Consider the following 18,947-nt stretch of genomic DNA (forward strand, 5'->3'; position numbering starts at 1 on the left):
CAAGGATATCCTATGTCAAATGAATACGCAAAACAGATTTTAAATGCACTTAAGGCGGGCAATGATCGATATGTGGAAAATCTATCAAGTACCAAAAAAACACCATTATCACCACCAGCTTTGGTAAAAGAGCATAAACCCAATGCCATTATTTTGGGGTGTTCAGATGCGCGTGTACCTGTTGAGCTGATTTTTGATCAAGGTTTGGGTGATTTGTTTGTGATTCGGGTTGCTGGTAATGTTGTTGCACCCAGCCAAATTGGTTCGATTGAATTTGCCGCTGAAAAATTTGGGACACGATTGGTGGTGGTGCTTGGTCATTCGCATTGTGGTGCTGTGACCGCTTGTGTTGAAGCTTTAATCAACCCAGATCAATATTATTCGCCAAATTTACAATCTATTGTAGATCGCATTCGCCCCAGTGTGTTAAACTTACATGAAATTGCGACAGCATCAGGTGATGATGTGGATATGGATGAACTGATTGAACGCTCTGTGCGTGCCAATGTTGGCATGTCAGTTAGTCAAATCAAGTATGGATCGCGTATTTTAGAAGACATGGTCAGACAGGGTGATTTGCTGGTTGTTGGTGCTGAATATGATGTCGCCACAGGCAAAGTCCATTTTTTAGATGACTGACCAAAAACAAACCCATGATTAATGACAAAAGGAGAGTATGATGAGTATTCAACAACCCAAAAATGCTTTGGTTGCAGAAGGTGTTAAAGACATTCCTGTGCAGTCAGAGGGTTATATTTTGAATCACACCATGCTAAGAATTAAAGACCCAGTTCGATCTTTGGAATTTTATACAGGCATACTTGGTATGACTTTGCTAAAGCACAGTCGTTTTGCTGACAGTGAATTTGATTTGTACTTTTTGGCACGATTAACCGAAGATGAACGAGCAAATCTGCCTGCTGGTGATGAGCTAAAAGATTTTGTATCACGCCAACGCAGTATTTTGGAGTTGACTCATAATTATGGTACCGAAAATCAGGCAGATTTTAGCTACCATGATGGCAATAGTGAACCTCGTGGCTTTGGTCACATTTGTTTTAGCGTACCAAGTTTAAAAGAAGCGGTTGCTTGGTTTGATGCAAATGGCGTAGAATTTAAAAAGCGTCCTGAAGAGGGTACGATGAAAGACATCGCCTTCATCAAAGATCCAGATGGATATTGGATTGAAATTATTGAGATTAATAATAATCGCTAAATCAATGATAACATTCACACAAAAAACGCTGGCATTGTCCAGCGTTTTGATAAAATGGTGTGCTTGGCGGGAATCGAACCCGCGACCTTCAGCTTCGGAGGCTGACACTCTATCCAACTGAGCTACAAGCACAGAAATATTTTTTTGGGTGTGTATATTTTGGGCGAATAAATATTTGGGCACATAAATATAAACCGCTCAATTGTAGCAAGTTTTTGGGAAAAATTCCACCTAAGCTGATAAAATAATGACAAATTTATGCAATTCTTGCTAAATTTTAACAGATTTTATAAAAAATATGGCTTTTTACCTGCCTTTTCCCTTATAATAATAGGGTGAATTTTATATTGTAGGGATGGTGGCTTTGCACAATGACTTGCACCGCTGTTCGACACCCCCAGAGCGATTGCTCAAGGCTAAAACGAGATGATGACAATGAAAAAAGCTGTTATGTTTTCTGTTGCTGCATTGTTAGCAGTGTCAACAATGGCAACCCAAGCACAAGAAGCTGCCGCACCTGCAGAAACTCAGACTGCTGATGCAACCGAAGTAACCGAAGTAACTACAGCAGAAGCGACAGCTGAAGCACCCGCTCAAGCGGCAGCACCTGCAGAAGAAGCACCAAAAGAAAGCCCACAGGTTCAAAAGCTTGTGGCGATGTATCCCAATTTGATCGCTCGTATTGCACCTTATGGTAAAGTTTGTTTTGATGGCGAGGAATGTGATATTAATATCACAGTACTTGCACCAGCCGTTGAAGGTCAAGCTCGTGATGGTGAAAGCTTGTATAAAGCCATATGCTCAACTTGCCATGATGCAGGCTTGATTGGTGCACCAAAAATTGGCACCAGCGATTGGGCGTCAAGAATTGGTAAAGGCACAGCAACGCTTTATAATCATGCCATCAATGGTTTTAATGCGATGCCTGCTCGTGGCGGTGCTGATATCTCTGATGAAGAGGTTCAAAATGCGGTTGATTATATTATCCAGCAGTCAAGCTAATCGCCTGATCTAAGATCTATCCCAAATCATTCAACGAGTGATTTGAGATTTTTGCATTTGAGCTTTTAACCTTGAAAATTTTATATCGATCTACATTAATAGGGCAATGATAAAGTTTAGAGTATTTTTATGACCACTGACAGTACCCAGCGCATTGATGAGAATATACCAGCACTACAGATCAAAGGATTGAGCAAAACTTATAATAACGGCTTTACCGCACTCAAAGGTATTGATTTGACCGTACCACAAGGCAGTTTTTTTGCGTTACTTGGCCCTAACGGAGCGGGCAAATCAACCACCATCAGCATTATCAGCTCTTTATTTCCTCCTTCTGCTGGGACTGTGGAAATTTTTGGGATTGATTTGGTCAAAAATCCTGCAAAGGCGAAGCAATTTTTGGGTATTGTTCCCCAAGAATTTAATTTTATGCAATTTGAAAATGTACAAGATATTTTAATCAATCAAGCGGGATATTTTGGCATTACCGCTAAAGATGCCAAGCTAAGGGCGGAAGAGTTGCTCAAAGCATTGGGTTTATGGGATAAAAAAGATACAACCGCAAGAATGCTTTCTGGGGGCATGAAACGCCGCTTGATGATCGCTCGTGCATTAATGCATCGCCCTAAATTATTAATTTTAGATGAACCAACAGCAGGCGTGGACATTGAGCTGCGTCGCTCGATGTGGGAGTTTATAGAACGCATTAACCAAGAAGAAAAAACCACGATTATTTTAACGACGCATTATCTTGAAGAAGCTGAACAGCTGTGTAAATATATCGCTATTTTGGATAAGGGCGAAATTCGTATTAATACCGACATGAAAAGCCTGCTCGCCAGCTTGGATGTTGAAAGCTTTATTTTAGACTTTTCAAGACCATTTGAGCCGCCCATTGTGCTTGAGCAAGTCTTACATTATCAAAAAATTGACGCACAAAGCCTTGAGGTCACTCTCAAAAAAGGTGAAAGTTTAAATGATGTTTTTGCACAATTATCCAATCAGGGCGTTCAAATTGCCAGCATGCGTAATAAATCAAATCGTTTAGAGGAGTTATTTATGAATTTGGTTGAAGAAGATATCTCCAATCAGCTTCGTTAATCATGCCGACTTAATTTTAACCAAATTATTAATCAACTACCCATCAGATAACCAGCCAATTTAAGAGTACGCCATGGATTTTAGTAAGCAATCGGTAGCATTTTTCACCATTTTAAAAAAAGAGATTAAAAGAATATTGCGGATTTGGCTACAAACTTTATTGCCACCTGTCATTACGATGACTTTGTATTTTGTGGTTTTTGGGCAGATGATCGGTAGTCGCATCGGTGAGATGGGTGGTGTGTCTTATATGCAATTTATCGTCCCAGGCTTGATTATGATGGCAGTGATTACCAATAGCTACTCTAATGTTTTATCAAGTTTTTTTAGCATGAAATTTCAAGGTAGTATCGAAGAGCTTTTGGTTTCTCCACTCTCAAAACATACAATTTTATTGGGCTATGTGGGTGGCGGTGTATTTCGTGGCATTGTTATTGCGTTGCTTGTAACGATAGTCGCACAGTTTTTTACTCAGTTGGCTGTGGTGAATTTGGGTGTGATGCTGATGACTATTTTGGGTACTTCGGTACTATTTTCGATTGGTGGGTTGATTAATGCGATATTTGCTCGCTCATTTGAAGATATTTCCATTATTCCAAGTTTTGTGCTGACGCCATTGACTTATCTTGGCGGTGTCTTTTATTCGTTAGATAATTTATCATCATTTTGGCAAAATTTATCTTTACTTAATCCCATCGTTTATATGGTGAATGCGTTTCGCTTTGGTATTTTGGGGCATAGTGATGTCAATGTTTGGTGGTCGCTGATTGCAATTTTGGTATTTTGTATTCTGCTTTATGGCTGGGCGTATCGCTTATTGGTTAATGGGTCGAGACTAAGATTATAATCAATTAACCAAAATTATTAAAAAATAATGAACAAAATCAACCATTTAAAGTATAAACTTAGCTTGAGTGTTAAAGGAATTAAAAAATGAGTATTCATGGTGTTTTAGGTGAGACAACAAGTTACCCAAAAAATTATGATGCCAGTATATTATTTGCCATTTCTCGTCATTTGGGTCGTGATGAAGTTTTAAAACAAACTGGTATCCAAGCTGATAAGCTGACAGATGGCGTGGATGTATGGCAAGCGTTTGAGCTGTCATGGCTAAACTTACAAGGCATTTGTAAAGTTGCGATTGCCCGCATTCGTGTTCCTGCTAACTCACCCAATATTGTGGAATCCAAATCATTAAAACTTTATCTAAATAGCTTGAATTTTACCAAATTTGGTGACATGGCAGAGGTTCAAGAACTCATCCAAAAAGACTTGTCGGCTTGTGTGGGGGCTGAGGTGAGCGTTGAGATTGTACCACTTGGCGGCAGTGGCTTTGAGGTACAAGAGCCACTGGGTATCTGTATTGATGAGGTGCTTGATACAGAAGGTGAGGTTATTGCTTGTGATGATATTAATTCAGCGATATTAAGTCAGCCGCCTGTGCATCAGATGATGACTTATCAATTTCATACCAACTTATTACGCTCAAATTGCCCTGTGACCAGCCAGCCAGATTGGGGGACGCTGTCAGTTTCAATCACAACCAACAAAGCCTTAGATTACCAAAAAATCCTAAGATATGTACTCACCTTCCGTCAGCATAATGGTTTTCATGAACAATGCGTTGAGCGTATTTTTGCAGATTTTTTAGTGAATTTTGAGCCATCGGCCTTGATGGTACAAGCCAACTATACTCGCCGTGGGGGCATTGATATCAATCCTGTCCGTGTGCTAAACCATGCTTTGCCAGCGGTAACCAGACAGGTGCGTCAATGAATGATGGATAAATTACCAAATCATTCAAAAACCTTGTCTTTATGACAAGGTTTTTTATAGCACTGATTTTATGATTTAAATTAAAATAATGCCAATAGTTCATCTAGGCTTAGCATTTGCTGATCACCTGTAGCTCGGTTGGTGTATTCGTATTTATTTTCGGCAAGATTTCTTTGTGAAACCACAATACGATGCGGAATACCGATCAGCTCAAGGTCAGCAAATTTCACACCTGGGCGTTCATCACGGTCATCAAGTAGGACATTAATACCGCGAGATTTTAGGGTTTGGTACAGCTCTTCAGCCTTAGCTTCAGCATCGCCATCTTTGGATTTCATTGGTACAATGGCAACATAAAACGGGGCGATGCTGTCCGCCTTATCTTGAGCTTCTGCCCAGATGATGCCATTATCATCATGATTTTGTTCAATGGCGGCGGCGATGATACGGCTGACACCAATACCGTAGCAACCCATCATCAAAGTGACAGGTTTGCCTTCTTTTCCAAGCACAGAGCAGTTTAGGGCTTTTGAATATTTATCCCCAAGCTGGAAAATATGACCCACCTCAATCCCTCGCTTGATACTAATGATACCTTTACCATCAGGAGAAGGATCACCATCAACGACATTACGAATATCAACAATTTGCGTGATGGTGGCATCACGATCCCAGTTCATGCCTGTGGTATGTTTGTGCTCGATATTGGCACCTGACACAAAGTCAGATAATGCCGCCGCCGCACGATCGACATAAACAGGTAGCTGCAAATCGGTACTGATATAGCCTTTGATAAGTCCAATTTCTTTGATCTCATCTTCGGTTGCCATAGTCAAAGGCGTATGAACATCGGCAATTTTTTCAGCCTTGATTTCATTGAGTGTGTGGTCGCCTCGTAAAACCAAAGCAATAAATTTGGGTGCTTTTGGATTATCTTGGCTATGACGACCTTTGACAATCAGTGTTTTGACGGTTTGGCTAAGTGGAATATTTAGGTGCTTAGCAACCGCTTCACATGTGGTCATATTTGGTGTATCCACATCGGTGCGTGCTTGAGTTGGTGCTGCTCGCTTATCATAACAAACCGCCTCGGCAAGCTCTACATTGGCAGCAAAATCAGAATCACTTGAGAACGCAATGTCATCTTCACCGCTGTCCGCCAGCACATGAAACTCATGCGATGCAAAACCACCAATCGAGCCTGTGTCTGCTTGCACGGCACGGAAATTTAGCCCCAAGCGCGTAAAAATGCGGCTGTAGGCGTCATACATATCTTGATAAGTCGTTGCCAGTGATTCTTGATCAATATGAAAAGAATACGCGTCTTTCATGGTAAATTCGCGAGCGCGCATCACCCCAAAGCGTGGACGGATCTCGTCGCGGAATTTGGTTTGGATCTGATAAAAGGTAATCGGTAGCTGCTTGTAGCTTTTAAGTTCATTACGCGCGATGTCAGTGATGACTTCTTCGTGGGTTGGGCCCAACACAAAATCGCGGCTGTGACGGTCTTTGAATCTTAAAAGTTCAGCGCCATAATCTTCCCAGCGCCCAGACTCATGCCAAAGCTCGCCTGGCTGCGTCACCGGCATCAAAAGCTCTTGGCTATGAATGCCCTCCATCTCCTCACGCACGATGCGCTCGACGCGCTTAAGCACACGCAGACCCATTGGCATCCATACATACAACCCTGAGGCAAGCTTACGAATCAGACCTGCACGAACCATCAGCTGGCTTGAGGCAATATCGGCATCATTGGGCGTTTCTTTTAAAGTGGCAAATATAAATTGGCTGGCTTTCATGATATGACCTTTAAAATTAAGCAAAGCTAAACTTTATTTTTTGAAATAAATATTTTATGAAACAAAACTCATAATAAACAGCTTATATTACGGCAAACTTTAAAGAATGTACAACAAATTTTTGGGGATTTTACACAAATTTCTTGGCTTTTATGGTATTTTAAACAACACGATCTCAATCAATGGATTTTAAAATGATTCGACAAGATTTGACCAATCATCGCCGCCAACAAGGCAAGGCGGCATATATTGTGATGGCACTTTTGGGTATGTTGACGCTGATTGCCGTATTTATGCTAGTCAAAAAGCCGGATGCTCAAGCCGAAGTGATCACACGAGAGGGCGTTATCACAGAGATTCAGTCGCTGTCTCGCCTACAAACGGCGGCATTTGGGGTTGAGACCATTGTGACTGCCAATAAAGATGGCACATGGCAGGCGCTTTGGCAAGACAAGCAACGAGGGCTATTTGTTATCAAAGGTCGAGTGCTCGCAGGCATTGATTTGAGTGCCATCGGATCTGAGATGGTGCATATCAGCGAATCGCAGAATGCAGCAGGCGAGCCTATCCAAAGCGTACATATCACTTTGCCGCCGTCTGAGATCTTTGAGGTATTTTTGGATAATATTGAAGTGTATGATTGGCAGACTGGTTTATTTGGGGCGGTAGCTGGCGATCCGGCATTATTTGCTAAAGCTCAAGCCGATGCCAAAGCACAGGTGCTTTCTAAAGCATGTCAAGGTGATGTGCTGACCTTGGCGATGACCAACGCTGCCGAGCAAGTCAAAAATCTATTCATGCTCACAGGTGCTCAGGTGGAAGTCTCAACCCAAGGTACAGGCGCTTGTCAGTTGCCAAGCTCATAGGTATTTTAAATGACTTACTCTTTGAAAGATGCGCCTCAGTCAGTCATGCGCATCAAGTTTTGTGGCTTTAGGCGCGCCCAAGATGTTCAAGCGGCAGTAGCGGTGGGTGTCGATGCCATTGGACTTGTGTTTTATCCGCCCAGCCCGCGATCTGTCGATGTTTCACTTGCCCAAACCCTTGTGGCACATATTCCAGCTTTTGTGAGTATTGTGGCGCTGGTGGTGAATATCAGTGATGATGAGATGATTCATATCGCTAACACTGTACCTTTTGATGTGATACAGTTTCATGGTGATGAATCTGCAAGCGAATGCCAAAGACAAGCAGCACTTGTAGGCAAGCGCTGGATCAAGGCACTTCGCATCGATGCATCTCGACACGATGCCCAAGCGATCACTCAGATGGTCAATGAGTATCATGCCAAAGGGGCGGTGTCGATTTTGCTTGATGCTTATCATGCGGACAAGTTTGGCGGCACGGGCGAGCGGTTTGATTGGTCAATTATCCCTGAACATGCCAGTTTGCCGATCATTTTGGCGGGTGGTCTGACCCCTGAAAATGTCGCGCTCACCAAGCGGCTGCCGATTCATGCTGTGGATGTCAGCGGCGGCATTGAATCAGCCAAAGGCGTCAAGGACATTGGTAAAATGCAAGCTTTTATTGCAGCTGTCAGATAGATTTTGTTTGGCGTTAGACGGCTGATTGGCTTTATATATAAATACAAAATAAAAGCCAACAATCAAATGATGCCAAATTCTGACGATTTTGATATAGTGGCTTTTTCAGCCCTCAGTGAGTCAATTATGAATAAAATAGGACACCATATGCATATTATTGTCACAGGTGCAACAGCAGGACTGGGAGAGCAAATTGCGCGAGATTTTGTCGTTGCAGGGCACACCGTCTATGGTACAGGCAGGCGACTGGATAAATTAAATGCACTCAAGGCAGAGCTTGGCGAGCACTTCATACCACTTCATTTTGATGTTTGTGATACTAAGGCGATGTCAGAAGTGCTTGGCGGCATTGATCTGACCAAGATTGATGTGCTGATTAATAATGCGGGGCTTGCGCTTGGACTTGAGCCGGCACATCTTGCCGACATTCAAGACTGGCAGACCATGATAGATGTGAATATCAAAGGATTAGTGGGTGTGACGCATCTGGTTTTGCCGTATATGGTGGCAAATAATCATGGATTAATCATTAACATCGGCTCAACAGCGGGCAATCATCCATATTTTGGCGCAAATGTGTATGGCGCTTCTAAGGCTTTTGTTAAGCAATTTAGTAATAATCTTAGAGCTGATCTGATCAATACACGAGTGCGTGTGACAAATATCGAGCCTGGTATGTGCGGTGGTACGCAGTTTAGTCAGGTGCGCTTTAAAGGCGATAACACTAAGGCAGCCGCAGTCTATGAAGGTGTGGAGTATCTGACTGCTAGCGATATTAGCAATACAGTGCAGTGGGTCGCCTCACAGCCTTGGCATGTGAATATCAATGCCATCGAGCTGATGCCAACCGCCCAAACTTATACAGGGCTTGCGGTTGCGCGTGATATTTAAATTTTTAGAAGTGGTTTAAAAGGTTAATAAAATAAGGTAATTTATGACAACGAATCTTGATTTTGGACAATTCCCTGACGCCAGTGGACATTTTGGCGTACACGGTGGTCGTTTTGTTTCAGAGACTTTGATGAAGGCGCTTGAAGAGCTTGAGCAGATCTATAAAACTGCTAAAGCCGATCCTGAGTTTTGGAGTGAATTCATGGCGGACTTGACGGATTATGTCGGACGCCCAACGCCACTGTATTTTGCTGAGCGCTTGAGCCGTGAGATTGGCGGCGCCAAAATCTTTTTTAAGCGTGAGGATTTGAATCATACAGGTGCCCATAAAGTTAATAATACCATCGGTCAGGCGCTGCTCGCTAAGATGGTTGGTAAAAAGCGCATCATTGCGGAGACGGGAGCAGGTCAGCATGGCGTCGCTACCGCCACGATTGCGGCACGCCTTGGTCTGGAGTGTGTGGTTTATATGGGTGCAGATGATGTCGAGCGCCAAAAAATGAACGTCTATCGGATGCGCCTGCTTGGGGCGACCGTTGTGCCTGTCACTTCAGGTTCACGCACCCTAAAAGATGCCATGAATGAAGCCATGCGTGATTGGGTGGCAAATGTTGATACCACTTATTATATCATCGGCACAGTGGCAGGTCCGCATCCTTATCCGATGCTCGTACGCGATTTTCAGGCGATCATTGGTCGTGAAGCAAGGATTCAGCATCTTGAAAAAACAGGTTGCCTGCCTGATGCACTGGTGGCGTGTGTTGGCGGCGGGTCGAATGCCATTGGGCTGTTTTATGATTTTTTGAATGACAGTGAAGTGGCGATGTATGGTGTGGAAGCCAATGGCCTGGGTCTTGATACGCCTGATCATGCAGCCCCCTTGCAGGCAGGACGCGTGGGCGTTTTGCATGGTAATCGTACTTATCTGATGGCAGATGACGAAGGTCAAATCTTGGGCACGCATTCGATCTCGGCAGGGCTTGACTATCCAGGCGTGGGACCTGAGCACAGCTTTTTAAAAGATGTTGAGCGTGTTCACTATGTCGGCGCGACAGATGATGAGGCTTTACATGCCTTTAAAGAAGTCACTCGCAAAGAAGGCATTATCCCAGCGCTTGAAAGCGCCCATGCAGTGGCTTATGGTCTAAAATTAGCAGCAACTATGCGCCCAGATCAGTCAATTATCGTGAATATGTCTGGTCGTGGCGATAAGGACTTGCATACAGTCATGGCAAAAGATGGCATTGAGGCTGACTAAGCCATCACCAATTACCGACAGTAAATGATTTGATGAGAACATAATGAAAACAAGAATTGAACTGACTTTTGAGGCACTGCGCCAAGCCGGCAAAAAAGCGTTAATCCCTTATATTATGGCCGGCGATCCACGTCCTGATGTGACGGTGGATTTGATGCATAAGCTTGTTGAGCATGGGGCGGACATCATCGAGGTGGGGCTGCCATTTAGTGATCCGATGGCAGACGGACCTGTGATTGCCCATGCAGCTGAAAGGGCGCTGGCGGCAGGCGTGAGTACGCGAGATGCGCTGAATATGGTTGCCAAATTCCGTGAACACGACCAAACGACGCCTGTATTAGTGATGGGTTACCTAAATCCAGTTGAGATCATTGGGTATGATAACTTTGCTAAGATGTGCGCTGACGCTGGCGTCGATGCGATCTTAATGGTGGATCTGCCACCAAGCGAGGCAGTGAATTATCCCAAAGCGCTCACTGGACGGACCGATCACCCCATCAATCAAATTTTCTTGCTTTCACCGACCACCGAGCCCGACCGCCGCGCCAAAGTGATCGAAAACTGTAGCGGATTCATCTATTATGTATCGCTCAAAGGGGTGACAGGCTCGGGCGCGCTGGATGTGGACGAAGTGCGCAAGCAAGTCGCGCAAGTCAAGAGCGAAACCGACATCCCTGTATGCGTGGGCTTTGGTATCCGTGATGGTGCTTCGGCCAAGTCGCTGGGCGTGGTGGCAGATGGCGTGATCGTCGGCTCAGAACTGGTCAAAAACTTCGCGGGCTGTAACAATAATGATCAAAAAATCACCCAAGCCAAAGCTAAGCTGCTTGCCAAGATGGATGAATTAAGACAAGCGCTTGATGAGATTTATTGATTTTTGCTGAATCAAAAGTCTTAAGAGGGCGGGTATGGTCGCTTGTGATGGCATGACTTGATGGGCTGTGGGCTAAATTTTGTTTGCCAAAATCAATTTACAAGTGTAAACTATATGCCATATTGGGTGGATGCCCAAAAATAGTAAAAAGGATAAATTATGAGTCAAGCTCAACTGACCGAACCCACCATCTGGCTAAAGCGTGAAGTGCCTGGCGTTAAGCGAACCACTGTGCCGACCTTGACCGCTGTCGAGACTGAGCCGTCGACCGAGTGCCCAAATTGCCATGCGCTGATTACCAATACGGCGCTGAATTTGAACCAGTATGTATGCCCTGAATGTGATCATCATTTGACTATGACGGCGCGTCAGCGTTTGGAGTGGTTCTTAAGCAGCATTGATTCAGAGCTTGGTCAAGAGTTCACGACAGGCAATCCATTAAATTTTATTGACTCTAAGCCTTATCCTGAACGCATGAAAGAAGCCCAAAATAAGACCGGCGAATCTGAAGGCTTGGTGGTGATGACAGGTAAGCTTAAAAACTTAGATATCATTGCTTGTGCGTTTGATTTTCGGTTTATGGGCGGTTCGATGGGTTCTGTCGTGGGCGACCGCTTTGTACAAGCTGCCGAAAAAGCCTTGACAGAGAACAAGCCTTTAGTATGCTTTGCTGCCTCAGGTGGGGCTCGTATGCAAGAAGGCTTATTATCGCTGATGCAGATGGCGCGCACTTCAGCAGCCATTGAACGGTTAAGGCTGGCAGGCGTGCCTTATGTGGTTATTTTGACCAACCCTGTCTATGGTGGTGTGACAGCATCTTTGGCAATGCTGGGCGATGTACATATTGCCGAGCCTAAAGCAATGATTGGCTTTGCAGGTAAGCGAGTGATTGAGCAGACTGTGCGAGAAGTACTGGGTGAACCTTTTCAGCGTGCTGAGTTTTTACTTGAAAAAGGTACAGTGGATATGGTGGTACATCGCCATGAGCTTATCAATACCACACATCGTATTTTAGCAAAACTCTCAAAATCTGCCGTTTAGCCTTCACTTAAATTTGATGCATTAAAGACGCTTTGTGGGCGTCTTTTTTATTATCAAAAGATCATCTTGAATAATGAATCGTATCTTGATAGAATTACTTCTTATTTGTAAATGAAAACTGGTTATGGAGAATCTTATGCATATAAAAATGGCTATGATGGTAAGCTTATTAAGTTTGGGTTTATTAAGTCAAAATACATACGCACAAACGCCCAGCGATGAATCGATCGCTCAGTGGGCACTGATTACTGATTTTAAAAATGATTTTGAGCAAGGAGTGGTAATTGGCTATATCAGCTCTGCTAAAACAAGAATCTTATTATCCATTAAAAAAGCTTATCCTGATGCCACGGCTGAACAAATTGCCGCTGCCGATCAGCTAATTGAAGATATGCTTCAGCAACCCGCCGAACGAGTTTCTAAAAACCCACACTTTTATCAGAAAGTGCAACAAGTATTTAATAAGATGGTAAAACAGCATTTCACGCAACAACAGATGGATGCTTTGATTGAGTTTTATAGTTCACCAATAGGCAAAAGTATACACAAAAAACATATGGCGTTTAATCGAGATCTCATAAATAGCTTATCAAATATCTTCATGGAGATGGATGAATTGGGTATACCCAAAGAAGAGCTTGAAGCGATATATGATAAATTGTTCCCGCAATTACATCAAATTTTTGAGAAATAAAGTCACGCTACTGCCTTGAATAAAATCCTCCAACCCTGAGTGATTTTTATTTTAAAAGCCCACCAAACCAAGTACAATAGCCTAAAGTATTTGGGAATCATAATTATGACAAGAACTTTAAGCCAGTGGCTAGAATATATTGGCGGCATTCATGTATCTGCCATTGATATGGGGCTTGAGCGGGTGTTGCCTGTGGCAAGTTATTTGGGCATTATCCCGACAAAAACCCAAGATCAGATGGACAAAAAACCAATCATTTTTACTGTCGCAGGCACCAACGGCAAAGGTTCAACCACCAAAACCATCGCTGCCATTTGTGAAGCTGGCGGTCTAAAAACAGCACTGTACCAGTCACCGCATTTGGTATCTTTTACAGAACGCATTTGTATTAATGGCAATGAAATTAGTGAAAGCGACTTGGTGGCAGCGTTTGAGGCGGTGGAAAATGCACGAGTGGCCAAAAATGTCACACTGTCATTTTTTGAGATGACAACTTTGGCGGCATTTTGGCATTTTAATCAAAAAAAATGTGATGTTTGGGTGCTGGAAATTGGGCTTGGCGGGCGATTGGATGTGGTTAATATCATCGATCCTGATGTGGCAGTGATTACCAACATTGGTATTGACCATGTGGATTGGTTGGGTGATGACATTGAGCGTATCGGTCAAGAAAAAGCGGGCATCATTCGAGAAAATATTCCTGTCATCTTGGGTGCAAGGCAGCTACCAAATAGTGTGCATGAGCTTGCAAATCGTTTGACAAAGCATGTGCATCAGCTGGGTGTTAACTATGATTATATGGAGCAAGGTGAGACATGGATTTTTTCAAATGCAGCATTAACCATACAATTGCCCAAACCAAAATTATCATTGCAAAATGCTGTTAATGCTGTTGCAGCGGTGTTAGAAAGTGGGATAAAAATTCATTTAGATAGCGTAATCGACGGACTTCATCAGGTACAACTGGCAGGGCGATTTGATCGGCGTATCATTAATGATCGGCATTGGATATTTGATGTGGCGCATAATTCACATGGGATAAGATTTTTTTTGGTACAATGGGCTGATGAATGGCATAAACACAAAAAAATATATCCAGATGCTAAGCTTAAGGTCATATTTTCAATGTTGGGCGATAAAGATGTTGATGCGGTTCTTGAGGTGATTAAAGCTGCCCTTGATGATAAAAAAATAAGCATCCATGATTGGTCAATCGCCGTAATCAATCATCCTCGTGCGATGGATTTACAGACGCTTTTGGACCATGTTCATACGCATATCCAGCCATCAAACCTTAAAGTATACCAAGATTTAGCACAAGCTGCCCAAAGTGTCTCAACCAATGCCAGCACCCAAGATTTGATTGTGGTTTTTGGCTCTTTTCATACCATCAGCGAAACTTTGGTGGCGTTATTGGGCAGACCGTATTAGGACATTAATCACCTTTTTATGTACTGTGGTATTTGGACAAGTGTGATTGTTATCGCTTTGAGCAGTAATCATAATGCCAAAATAATAGCGCATGCAAGATTTACGCTATTATTTTGGTGGATAGTAGTGCTATCCTGCTCTGCCATCAATACGAGGTGTTCGCCAAATATTCATGTAGCTGATGCTAAGTAAGAAAAAGGCTATCAACCATAGTATTTGTGCGTGAATGATCCATATTGCCAGATGCTGTGGCATAAACCACGGTAAAATAACACGAAAAACTGTTGCCATGCTTAATAAGCCGATAGCCCAAGGCACTGTTTTTGGTGGCTGATGGATGCTACGCCCTGAATGCCCAAGACTGACGCGTGCCATCATAGAAAGGCTGAGTATGCCAATGCCGCCAACTGCCATCATATGCATTGCTAATGAATTGGTGATGCCGAATTGGAAAATTCGCAAAAAATACATGAGTTGCCCAAATACAATGCAAGCCATCGAAACAAACATACTCCAGAGTAAAGGTTTTTTCCAAATCCCTTGTGTATACCACCCTTGAAGCCGCCAAGCTTGTACTAATGCACAAACCAACGCACATAAACTGGCCAGCAGCTGCTGTGAGGTAAAAACCTCAAGCAAAAAGAAAATCACGAAACTAATCAAGCTCATGCGATCGATGTAGTGATTATTGCGTGGTTCAAACGCATAGCCCACACCCCGTGAGATAAAAAAAGGCGTTACCCGTCTTCCTATGGTAAGAACAAGACCGATAATCACAAAAACCCCTAAATAAAGTGCATAATACCAACCAATCTGCCAACCTAATGTTGCCGCAAGACAGAATAAATTTGCAATAAGCATTAGGATAATTTTTGATATAATGCCCATTTGTCGCCATTGTTTGGTTTTTATCACAGGCTTTGTAATACTGATTAAAAATAAAATCGTAAATACAATATCTGCCAATACACCTAGCCATAAAAACTGTGGCAAAATAATGAAAATAATGCGTGCAAATAACCACGGCAACCAAATAAGATAAAGCCGTTGTCCGCTTGGCATGGTTTTGCCTGTCCAGTTACCAACAGCGGTCAATAAAAATCCTGCCACAACCGCCATTGAGTAGCCAAAAACCATTTCATGACCATGCCAATATTGCGGTGCAATGCTCATATGGGCACTAAACACGCCGCCACGATATACAAATAGCCAAAGAGCCATACTAATCACAGCATATACCGCCGCACTTGCAAAAAATATTCGGAAACCCAAATTAAAAATTGCTCGATCTGCCAGATTCGGAAGCATTTTATTCATCAAAAAATCCTTACTCGCCAAATTTTTGATTTAAATTCATCAAATATATGATTTAAATCATAAGTATATTATAGTCAATTCATTTCAAAATAACACATGATTTTAAAATTAATTATCATATGACATTCATCTAAGAGGTTTGATAGAATCAAAGGTATTTTTGATAAGATGGATGATAAAATAAATATTTTGGTGGCAGATTGGTCGTATCACACAAATTTTATCCATGATTGTCTTGACAATTTGATAAAAAAACTATATTTTTAATGGTTTGTGATAAAATTAGCCCTATGATTGCACATGCAAATTCTATCCATAAAGTCAATAACAGGTCGGTGGTTTGGTTATGATTTCTAAACAAATTGTATTGGGCATTACGCTGGTCATTGGTAGCGGCGTGGCTTTTTTTGCCTTGGCAAAAAATGACGCTCAAACAACCAAATCAGTACAAACGCCCCAGCAGATACCAAGTGATACCAAGGTGGCAAAACCTGTGGTTCAGCCTTTGACGGCAGATATAGCTACCGAAGAAAAGCTACTTGCCGAAAAGCAGCGTGCGCGTGAAGCACATACGCTGCAAATGCAAAAGCAAGCAGCTGCCTTGCTTGAAGAACAAAATAATGCACGCAAACAAGCACTTGAAAAAGCCAGTGCCGAAGCTAATGGACGCATGACGAACGATACCCAAACAGTTTCAGCGGACAGTGCTGCCAAAAGTGAGTTGATCGCAGCGCCAACAGTTCAGACACGCCCCGAGGCGATCGAAGCCGCCCGTAAAGCTGAAGAAGCCAAAAAGGCTGCTGAGGCGCTTAAGAACTCTGAACAAGAAACGAAGGACGAAAAAGCCAAAACCGCTGATAAGCCCACCGAAAATAAAGCTGAAAACAAAAAAGAGGATAAAAACACCCAAACCAAAGCACCTGTTAAGGCGGGTACTCACGATGTTCAGCGTGGTGAAACTTGGCAAGGTATTGCAAATCGTTACGGCATTTCAGTTGCCGCCTTGGTTGAAGCTAATGGCATGACACGCAATGATATTTTAAGAGCAGAACATCGTATCAAGATACCATCTGCATCTCAAATAGCTCGTTTGGAGCGTGATAATAAAGCCAGAGAAGCTGCATCCAAAGACGATAATAAAAAATCTGACAATCAGTCTCAATCTAAGACGGATAAAAAAACCGAATCAAAATCTCAAAGTTCCCAAACATCTGAGCGGTACATGGTTCAAGTAGCAATCTCTCCAGACAAAGATCGGGTTGATGAGGTGGTTAAAAAGTATCGTGATGCTGGCTATAAAGTCACAACCAGCAACACAAGTCGTGGTTTGCGCGTATTGGTCGGTAGCGAAAAAACAGAAGAAGGGGCAAAAGCCCTGCGCTCCAAGATCGCGGCAGACTCTCGTGTTCCTTCATCAGGCGCCTTTGTACATAAGGCTCAATAATCGGCACGATGTTTGCGCTGCATTGACCGATCGATAACCTATCGAATTTAAAAGCATGGATCAAAAGCCGTGCTTTTTTATACGGCTTGACATAACAAGGATAAAATATTGGATAATCATTTGATGATCTATGGACTGATCGCTGGTGTGGCGATCCTGGTGTTTTTATTGCGTCCTAAGTCCAAAAAAGTCAAAGGCGATGATATGCCTGTGTGGCCATTTGAACCCATGCCTTTGATGACTGACAGTGAAGTGTTGTTTTTTAAGAAACTCAAGATGGCACTGCCAGAGTATCATATTTTTGGACAAGTTCAATTATCTAGAATCATTGAGCCGACCGAAGATGTGGCGAATGAAAGACAGTTTTGGTTTAATCGAGTTTGTCGGCAGAGCGTTGATTTTGTTTTGGTGGCCGATGATTTGCAAACTGTGCTTGCCGCCATCGAGCTTGACGACTGGACACACAGCAGTAAGACGCGCCAAAAGCAAGATGCTAAAAAAGATAAAGCGCTTGCCAGCTCTGGCATTCCCATTATTCGATTTCATGCCGAAAAAATGCCGACAGCACAGATGATGCGCTATGATATTTTAGAAGTACTGCGGCATTATCGCTGATTTTTAGAGACTTACTATAAAAATCATGATCGTGACCGATCGGTTATTCATTTTTATTTTAGTGTGTATTCAATATGATACCATGTGCTAAATCGCCAAAAAGGATAATTATGGAAAATTTAAAGACGCTCACTGTACAAATCGAACATCAGATCGCCACCATCACGCTCAATCGACCTGATAAAAAAAATGCCATCAGCTTTCAGATGATGGACGAACTGATCAAGGTTGCTCATAAGCTTAAGCACAATCGTGAAGTTCGAGCGGTGATTGTGATGGGTGCAGATGGGAATTTTAGCTCAGGGCTGGATTTGGTGGATTTAAATCACCCTAAGAGCTTGGGCGTTGCTTTGTATGAACTTGCCAAACCGACACCCAGTAAGTTTCAAAAGGTTTGCTTGATTTGGCAGAGTTTACCTGTGCCAGTCATTGCTGTTGTACAGGGTGTGTGCGTTGGCGGTGGTCTGCAGCTGGCACTTGGGGCGGATATTCGTATTGCAGCGATGGACGCTCGCTTATCAGTGCTTGAGGCTAAGTGGGGTTTGGTTGCTGATATGGGCATTACGCATACCGCTTGTGATATTCGCCGAGATGTGATGAAGCAGATTGCCATGACCGCTGAGATGATGGATGCACCGATTGCCAAAGATTATGGACTATTGACGCATATCAGTGATGACCCTGTTTGTATGGCGATATCTTTGATAGATACCATCAAGATGCGTTCGCCTGATGCAGTACTTGCAGCCAAGCGTGTGATAAATACCACGCAGCGACAAGATTATTTGGCACTGTATCAAGAAAAGCTTTGGCAAATCAAACTGATACTTGGCGCCAACCGAAAGCTTGCCATCAAAAAAGCAAAAGATAGTACGGTGCAATTTATTCAGCGTCAATTTGAGTGATTAATTTAGGGCATTAAGGCTTTGGCATCAAGTATGCTT

At 42.9% G+C, this 18,947-nt stretch carries 19 protein-coding genes and 1 tRNA gene; 17 read left to right on the forward strand and 3 right to left on the reverse strand.

The features are described 5' to 3' along the window. The first annotated feature begins 12 nt into the window (after window positions 1-12). Entirely contained in the window at window positions 13-639 is a 627-nt protein-coding gene (locus AO382_RS00195; RefSeq protein ID WP_064617169.1) for a carbonic anhydrase, read from the forward strand. Window positions 640-679: 40 nt separating this feature from the next. After that, window positions 680-1,216, forward strand: coding sequence for a lactoylglutathione lyase (gene gloA, locus AO382_RS00200; RefSeq protein ID WP_064604400.1), 537 nt, complete (start codon window positions 680-682; stop codon window positions 1,214-1,216). 55 nt (window positions 1,217-1,271) lie between these two features. Here the strand turns inward: gloA and AO382_RS00205 are convergent. Further along, window positions 1,272-1,348, reverse strand: a tRNA-Arg gene (locus AO382_RS00205). Between the two features lie 294 nt (window positions 1,349-1,642). On the opposite strand from AO382_RS00205, the gene AO382_RS00210 reads away from it, so the two are divergent. From AO382_RS00210 to queF, 4 genes are all read left to right on the forward strand, one after another. Continuing rightward, window positions 1,643-2,218 (forward strand): c-type cytochrome, encoded by a 576-nt coding sequence (locus AO382_RS00210; protein WP_064608495.1) that lies wholly within the window; start codon window positions 1,643-1,645, stop codon window positions 2,216-2,218. Window positions 2,219-2,347: 129 nt separating this feature from the next. Beyond that, a complete protein-coding gene (locus AO382_RS00215; RefSeq protein ID WP_064617171.1) occupies window positions 2,348-3,319 on the forward strand; it encodes an ABC transporter ATP-binding protein in 972 nt (323 codons plus the stop codon). A gap of 73 nt (window positions 3,320-3,392) precedes the next feature. After that, a complete protein-coding gene (locus tag AO382_RS00220; RefSeq protein ID WP_013108116.1) occupies window positions 3,393-4,166 on the forward strand; it encodes an ABC transporter permease in 774 nt (257 codons plus the stop codon). 86 nt (window positions 4,167-4,252) lie between these two features. Beyond that, on the forward strand, window positions 4,253-5,095 hold the full coding sequence (gene queF, locus AO382_RS00225; RefSeq protein WP_064617173.1) for an NADPH-dependent 7-cyano-7-deazaguanine reductase QueF: 843 nt from the start codon (window positions 4,253-4,255) through the stop codon (window positions 5,093-5,095). 80 nt (window positions 5,096-5,175) lie between these two features. Here the strand turns inward: queF and AO382_RS00230 are convergent, their stop codons facing one another. Beyond that, window positions 5,176-6,894 carry a proline--tRNA ligase gene (locus AO382_RS00230; RefSeq protein ID WP_064617175.1) on the reverse strand — a complete coding sequence of 573 codons (1,719 nt, stop codon included), beginning with the start codon at window positions 6,892-6,894 and terminating at the stop codon, window positions 5,176-5,178. Window positions 6,895-7,088: 194 nt separating this feature from the next. Between AO382_RS00230 and AO382_RS00235 the strand changes: the two genes are divergently transcribed. From AO382_RS00235 to folC, 8 genes are all read left to right on the forward strand, one after another. Continuing rightward, window positions 7,089-7,760, forward strand: a complete 672-nt coding sequence (locus tag AO382_RS00235; protein WP_115346508.1) for a DUF4230 domain-containing protein — start codon at window positions 7,089-7,091, stop codon at window positions 7,758-7,760. A gap of 45 nt (window positions 7,761-7,805) precedes the next feature. Further along, window positions 7,806-8,438, forward strand: a complete 633-nt coding sequence (locus tag AO382_RS00240) for a phosphoribosylanthranilate isomerase (protein ID WP_064617877.1) — start codon at window positions 7,806-7,808, stop codon at window positions 8,436-8,438. Window positions 8,439-8,585: 147 nt separating this feature from the next. Continuing rightward, window positions 8,586-9,329 (forward strand): SDR family NAD(P)-dependent oxidoreductase, encoded by a 744-nt coding sequence (locus AO382_RS00245; protein ID WP_064617177.1) that lies wholly within the window; start codon window positions 8,586-8,588, stop codon window positions 9,327-9,329. Between the two features lie 43 nt (window positions 9,330-9,372). After that, window positions 9,373-10,587, forward strand: a complete 1,215-nt coding sequence (trpB, locus tag AO382_RS00250; RefSeq protein ID WP_064610726.1) for a tryptophan synthase subunit beta — start codon at window positions 9,373-9,375, stop codon at window positions 10,585-10,587. Between the two features lie 43 nt (window positions 10,588-10,630). Continuing rightward, entirely contained in the window at window positions 10,631-11,461 is an 831-nt protein-coding gene (gene trpA / locus AO382_RS00255; RefSeq protein WP_064617179.1) for a tryptophan synthase subunit alpha, read from the forward strand. Window positions 11,462-11,620: 159 nt separating this feature from the next. Then, on the forward strand, window positions 11,621-12,502 hold the full coding sequence (accD, locus tag AO382_RS00260) for an acetyl-CoA carboxylase, carboxyltransferase subunit beta (protein ID WP_064617181.1): 882 nt from the start codon (window positions 11,621-11,623) through the stop codon (window positions 12,500-12,502). A 136-nt stretch (window positions 12,503-12,638) separates the two neighbouring features. Continuing rightward, the gene (locus AO382_RS00265) at window positions 12,639-13,196 is read left to right on the forward strand and encodes a DUF2059 domain-containing protein (protein WP_064617183.1); all 558 of its coding nucleotides are present in this window, start codon (window positions 12,639-12,641) and stop codon (window positions 13,194-13,196) included. 105 nt (window positions 13,197-13,301) lie between these two features. Further along, window positions 13,302-14,627: a bifunctional tetrahydrofolate synthase/dihydrofolate synthase gene (gene folC / locus AO382_RS00270; RefSeq protein ID WP_064617185.1), complete on the forward strand. Its 1,326-nt coding sequence runs from the start codon at window positions 13,302-13,304 to the stop codon at window positions 14,625-14,627. A 129-nt stretch (window positions 14,628-14,756) separates the two neighbouring features. Here the strand turns inward: folC and AO382_RS00275 are convergent, their stop codons facing one another. Further along, window positions 14,757-15,944 (reverse strand): NnrS family protein, encoded by a 1,188-nt coding sequence (locus tag AO382_RS00275; RefSeq protein ID WP_064617187.1) that lies wholly within the window; start codon window positions 15,942-15,944, stop codon window positions 14,757-14,759. A 346-nt stretch (window positions 15,945-16,290) separates the two neighbouring features. Here AO382_RS00275 and AO382_RS00280 point away from each other — a divergent pair, with 346 nt between their 5' ends. From AO382_RS00280 to AO382_RS00290, 3 genes are all read left to right on the forward strand, one after another. Continuing rightward, complete coding sequence (locus AO382_RS00280; protein ID WP_064617189.1) at window positions 16,291-17,388, forward strand: SPOR and LysM peptidoglycan-binding domain-containing protein; 1,098 nt, start codon at window positions 16,291-16,293, stop codon at window positions 17,386-17,388. A gap of 108 nt (window positions 17,389-17,496) precedes the next feature. Next, window positions 17,497-18,003 (forward strand): DUF2726 domain-containing protein, encoded by a 507-nt coding sequence (locus AO382_RS00285; RefSeq protein ID WP_227513585.1) that lies wholly within the window; start codon window positions 17,497-17,499, stop codon window positions 18,001-18,003. A 110-nt stretch (window positions 18,004-18,113) separates the two neighbouring features. Next, the gene (locus AO382_RS00290) at window positions 18,114-18,908 is read left to right on the forward strand and encodes a crotonase/enoyl-CoA hydratase family protein (RefSeq protein WP_064617191.1); all 795 of its coding nucleotides are present in this window, start codon (window positions 18,114-18,116) and stop codon (window positions 18,906-18,908) included. Window positions 18,909-18,947: the final 39 nt, after the last annotated feature.

This window comes from Moraxella catarrhalis, from assembly GCF_001656295.1.
Taxonomy (GTDB): Bacteria; Pseudomonadota; Gammaproteobacteria; order Pseudomonadales; family Moraxellaceae; genus Moraxella; species Moraxella veridica.

Excerpts from the sequence above, each read along its gene's own strand:
- AO382_RS00195 (WP_064617169.1), top strand. The coding sequence starts at position 13 with ATGTCAAATGAATACGCAAAACAGATTTTAAATGCACTTAAGGCGGGC.
- gloA (WP_064604400.1), top strand. The coding sequence starts at position 680 with ATGAGTATTCAACAACCCAAAAATGCTTTGGTTGCAGAAGGTGTTAAA.
- AO382_RS00210 (WP_064608495.1), top strand. The coding sequence starts at position 1,643 with ATGATGACAATGAAAAAAGCTGTTATGTTTTCTGTTGCTGCATTGTTA.
- AO382_RS00215 (WP_064617171.1), top strand. The coding sequence starts at position 2,348 with ATGACCACTGACAGTACCCAGCGCATTGATGAGAATATACCAGCACTA.
- AO382_RS00220 (WP_013108116.1), top strand. The coding sequence starts at position 3,393 with ATGGATTTTAGTAAGCAATCGGTAGCATTTTTCACCATTTTAAAAAAA.
- queF (WP_064617173.1), top strand. The coding sequence starts at position 4,253 with ATGAGTATTCATGGTGTTTTAGGTGAGACAACAAGTTACCCAAAAAAT.
- AO382_RS00230 (WP_064617175.1), bottom strand. The coding sequence starts at position 6,894 with ATGAAAGCCAGCCAATTTATATTTGCCACTTTAAAAGAAACGCCCAAT.
- AO382_RS00235 (WP_115346508.1), top strand. The coding sequence starts at position 7,089 with ATGATTCGACAAGATTTGACCAATCATCGCCGCCAACAAGGCAAGGCG.
- AO382_RS00240 (WP_064617877.1), top strand. The coding sequence starts at position 7,806 with ATGCGCATCAAGTTTTGTGGCTTTAGGCGCGCCCAAGATGTTCAAGCG.
- AO382_RS00245 (WP_064617177.1), top strand. The coding sequence starts at position 8,586 with ATGCATATTATTGTCACAGGTGCAACAGCAGGACTGGGAGAGCAAATT.
- trpB (WP_064610726.1), top strand. The coding sequence starts at position 9,373 with ATGACAACGAATCTTGATTTTGGACAATTCCCTGACGCCAGTGGACAT.
- trpA (WP_064617179.1), top strand. The coding sequence starts at position 10,631 with ATGAAAACAAGAATTGAACTGACTTTTGAGGCACTGCGCCAAGCCGGC.
- accD (WP_064617181.1), top strand. The coding sequence starts at position 11,621 with ATGAGTCAAGCTCAACTGACCGAACCCACCATCTGGCTAAAGCGTGAA.
- AO382_RS00265 (WP_064617183.1), top strand. The coding sequence starts at position 12,639 with ATGCATATAAAAATGGCTATGATGGTAAGCTTATTAAGTTTGGGTTTA.
- folC (WP_064617185.1), top strand. The coding sequence starts at position 13,302 with ATGACAAGAACTTTAAGCCAGTGGCTAGAATATATTGGCGGCATTCAT.
- AO382_RS00275 (WP_064617187.1), bottom strand. The coding sequence starts at position 15,944 with ATGAATAAAATGCTTCCGAATCTGGCAGATCGAGCAATTTTTAATTTG.
- AO382_RS00280 (WP_064617189.1), top strand. The coding sequence starts at position 16,291 with ATGATTTCTAAACAAATTGTATTGGGCATTACGCTGGTCATTGGTAGC.
- AO382_RS00290 (WP_064617191.1), top strand. The coding sequence starts at position 18,114 with ATGGAAAATTTAAAGACGCTCACTGTACAAATCGAACATCAGATCGCC.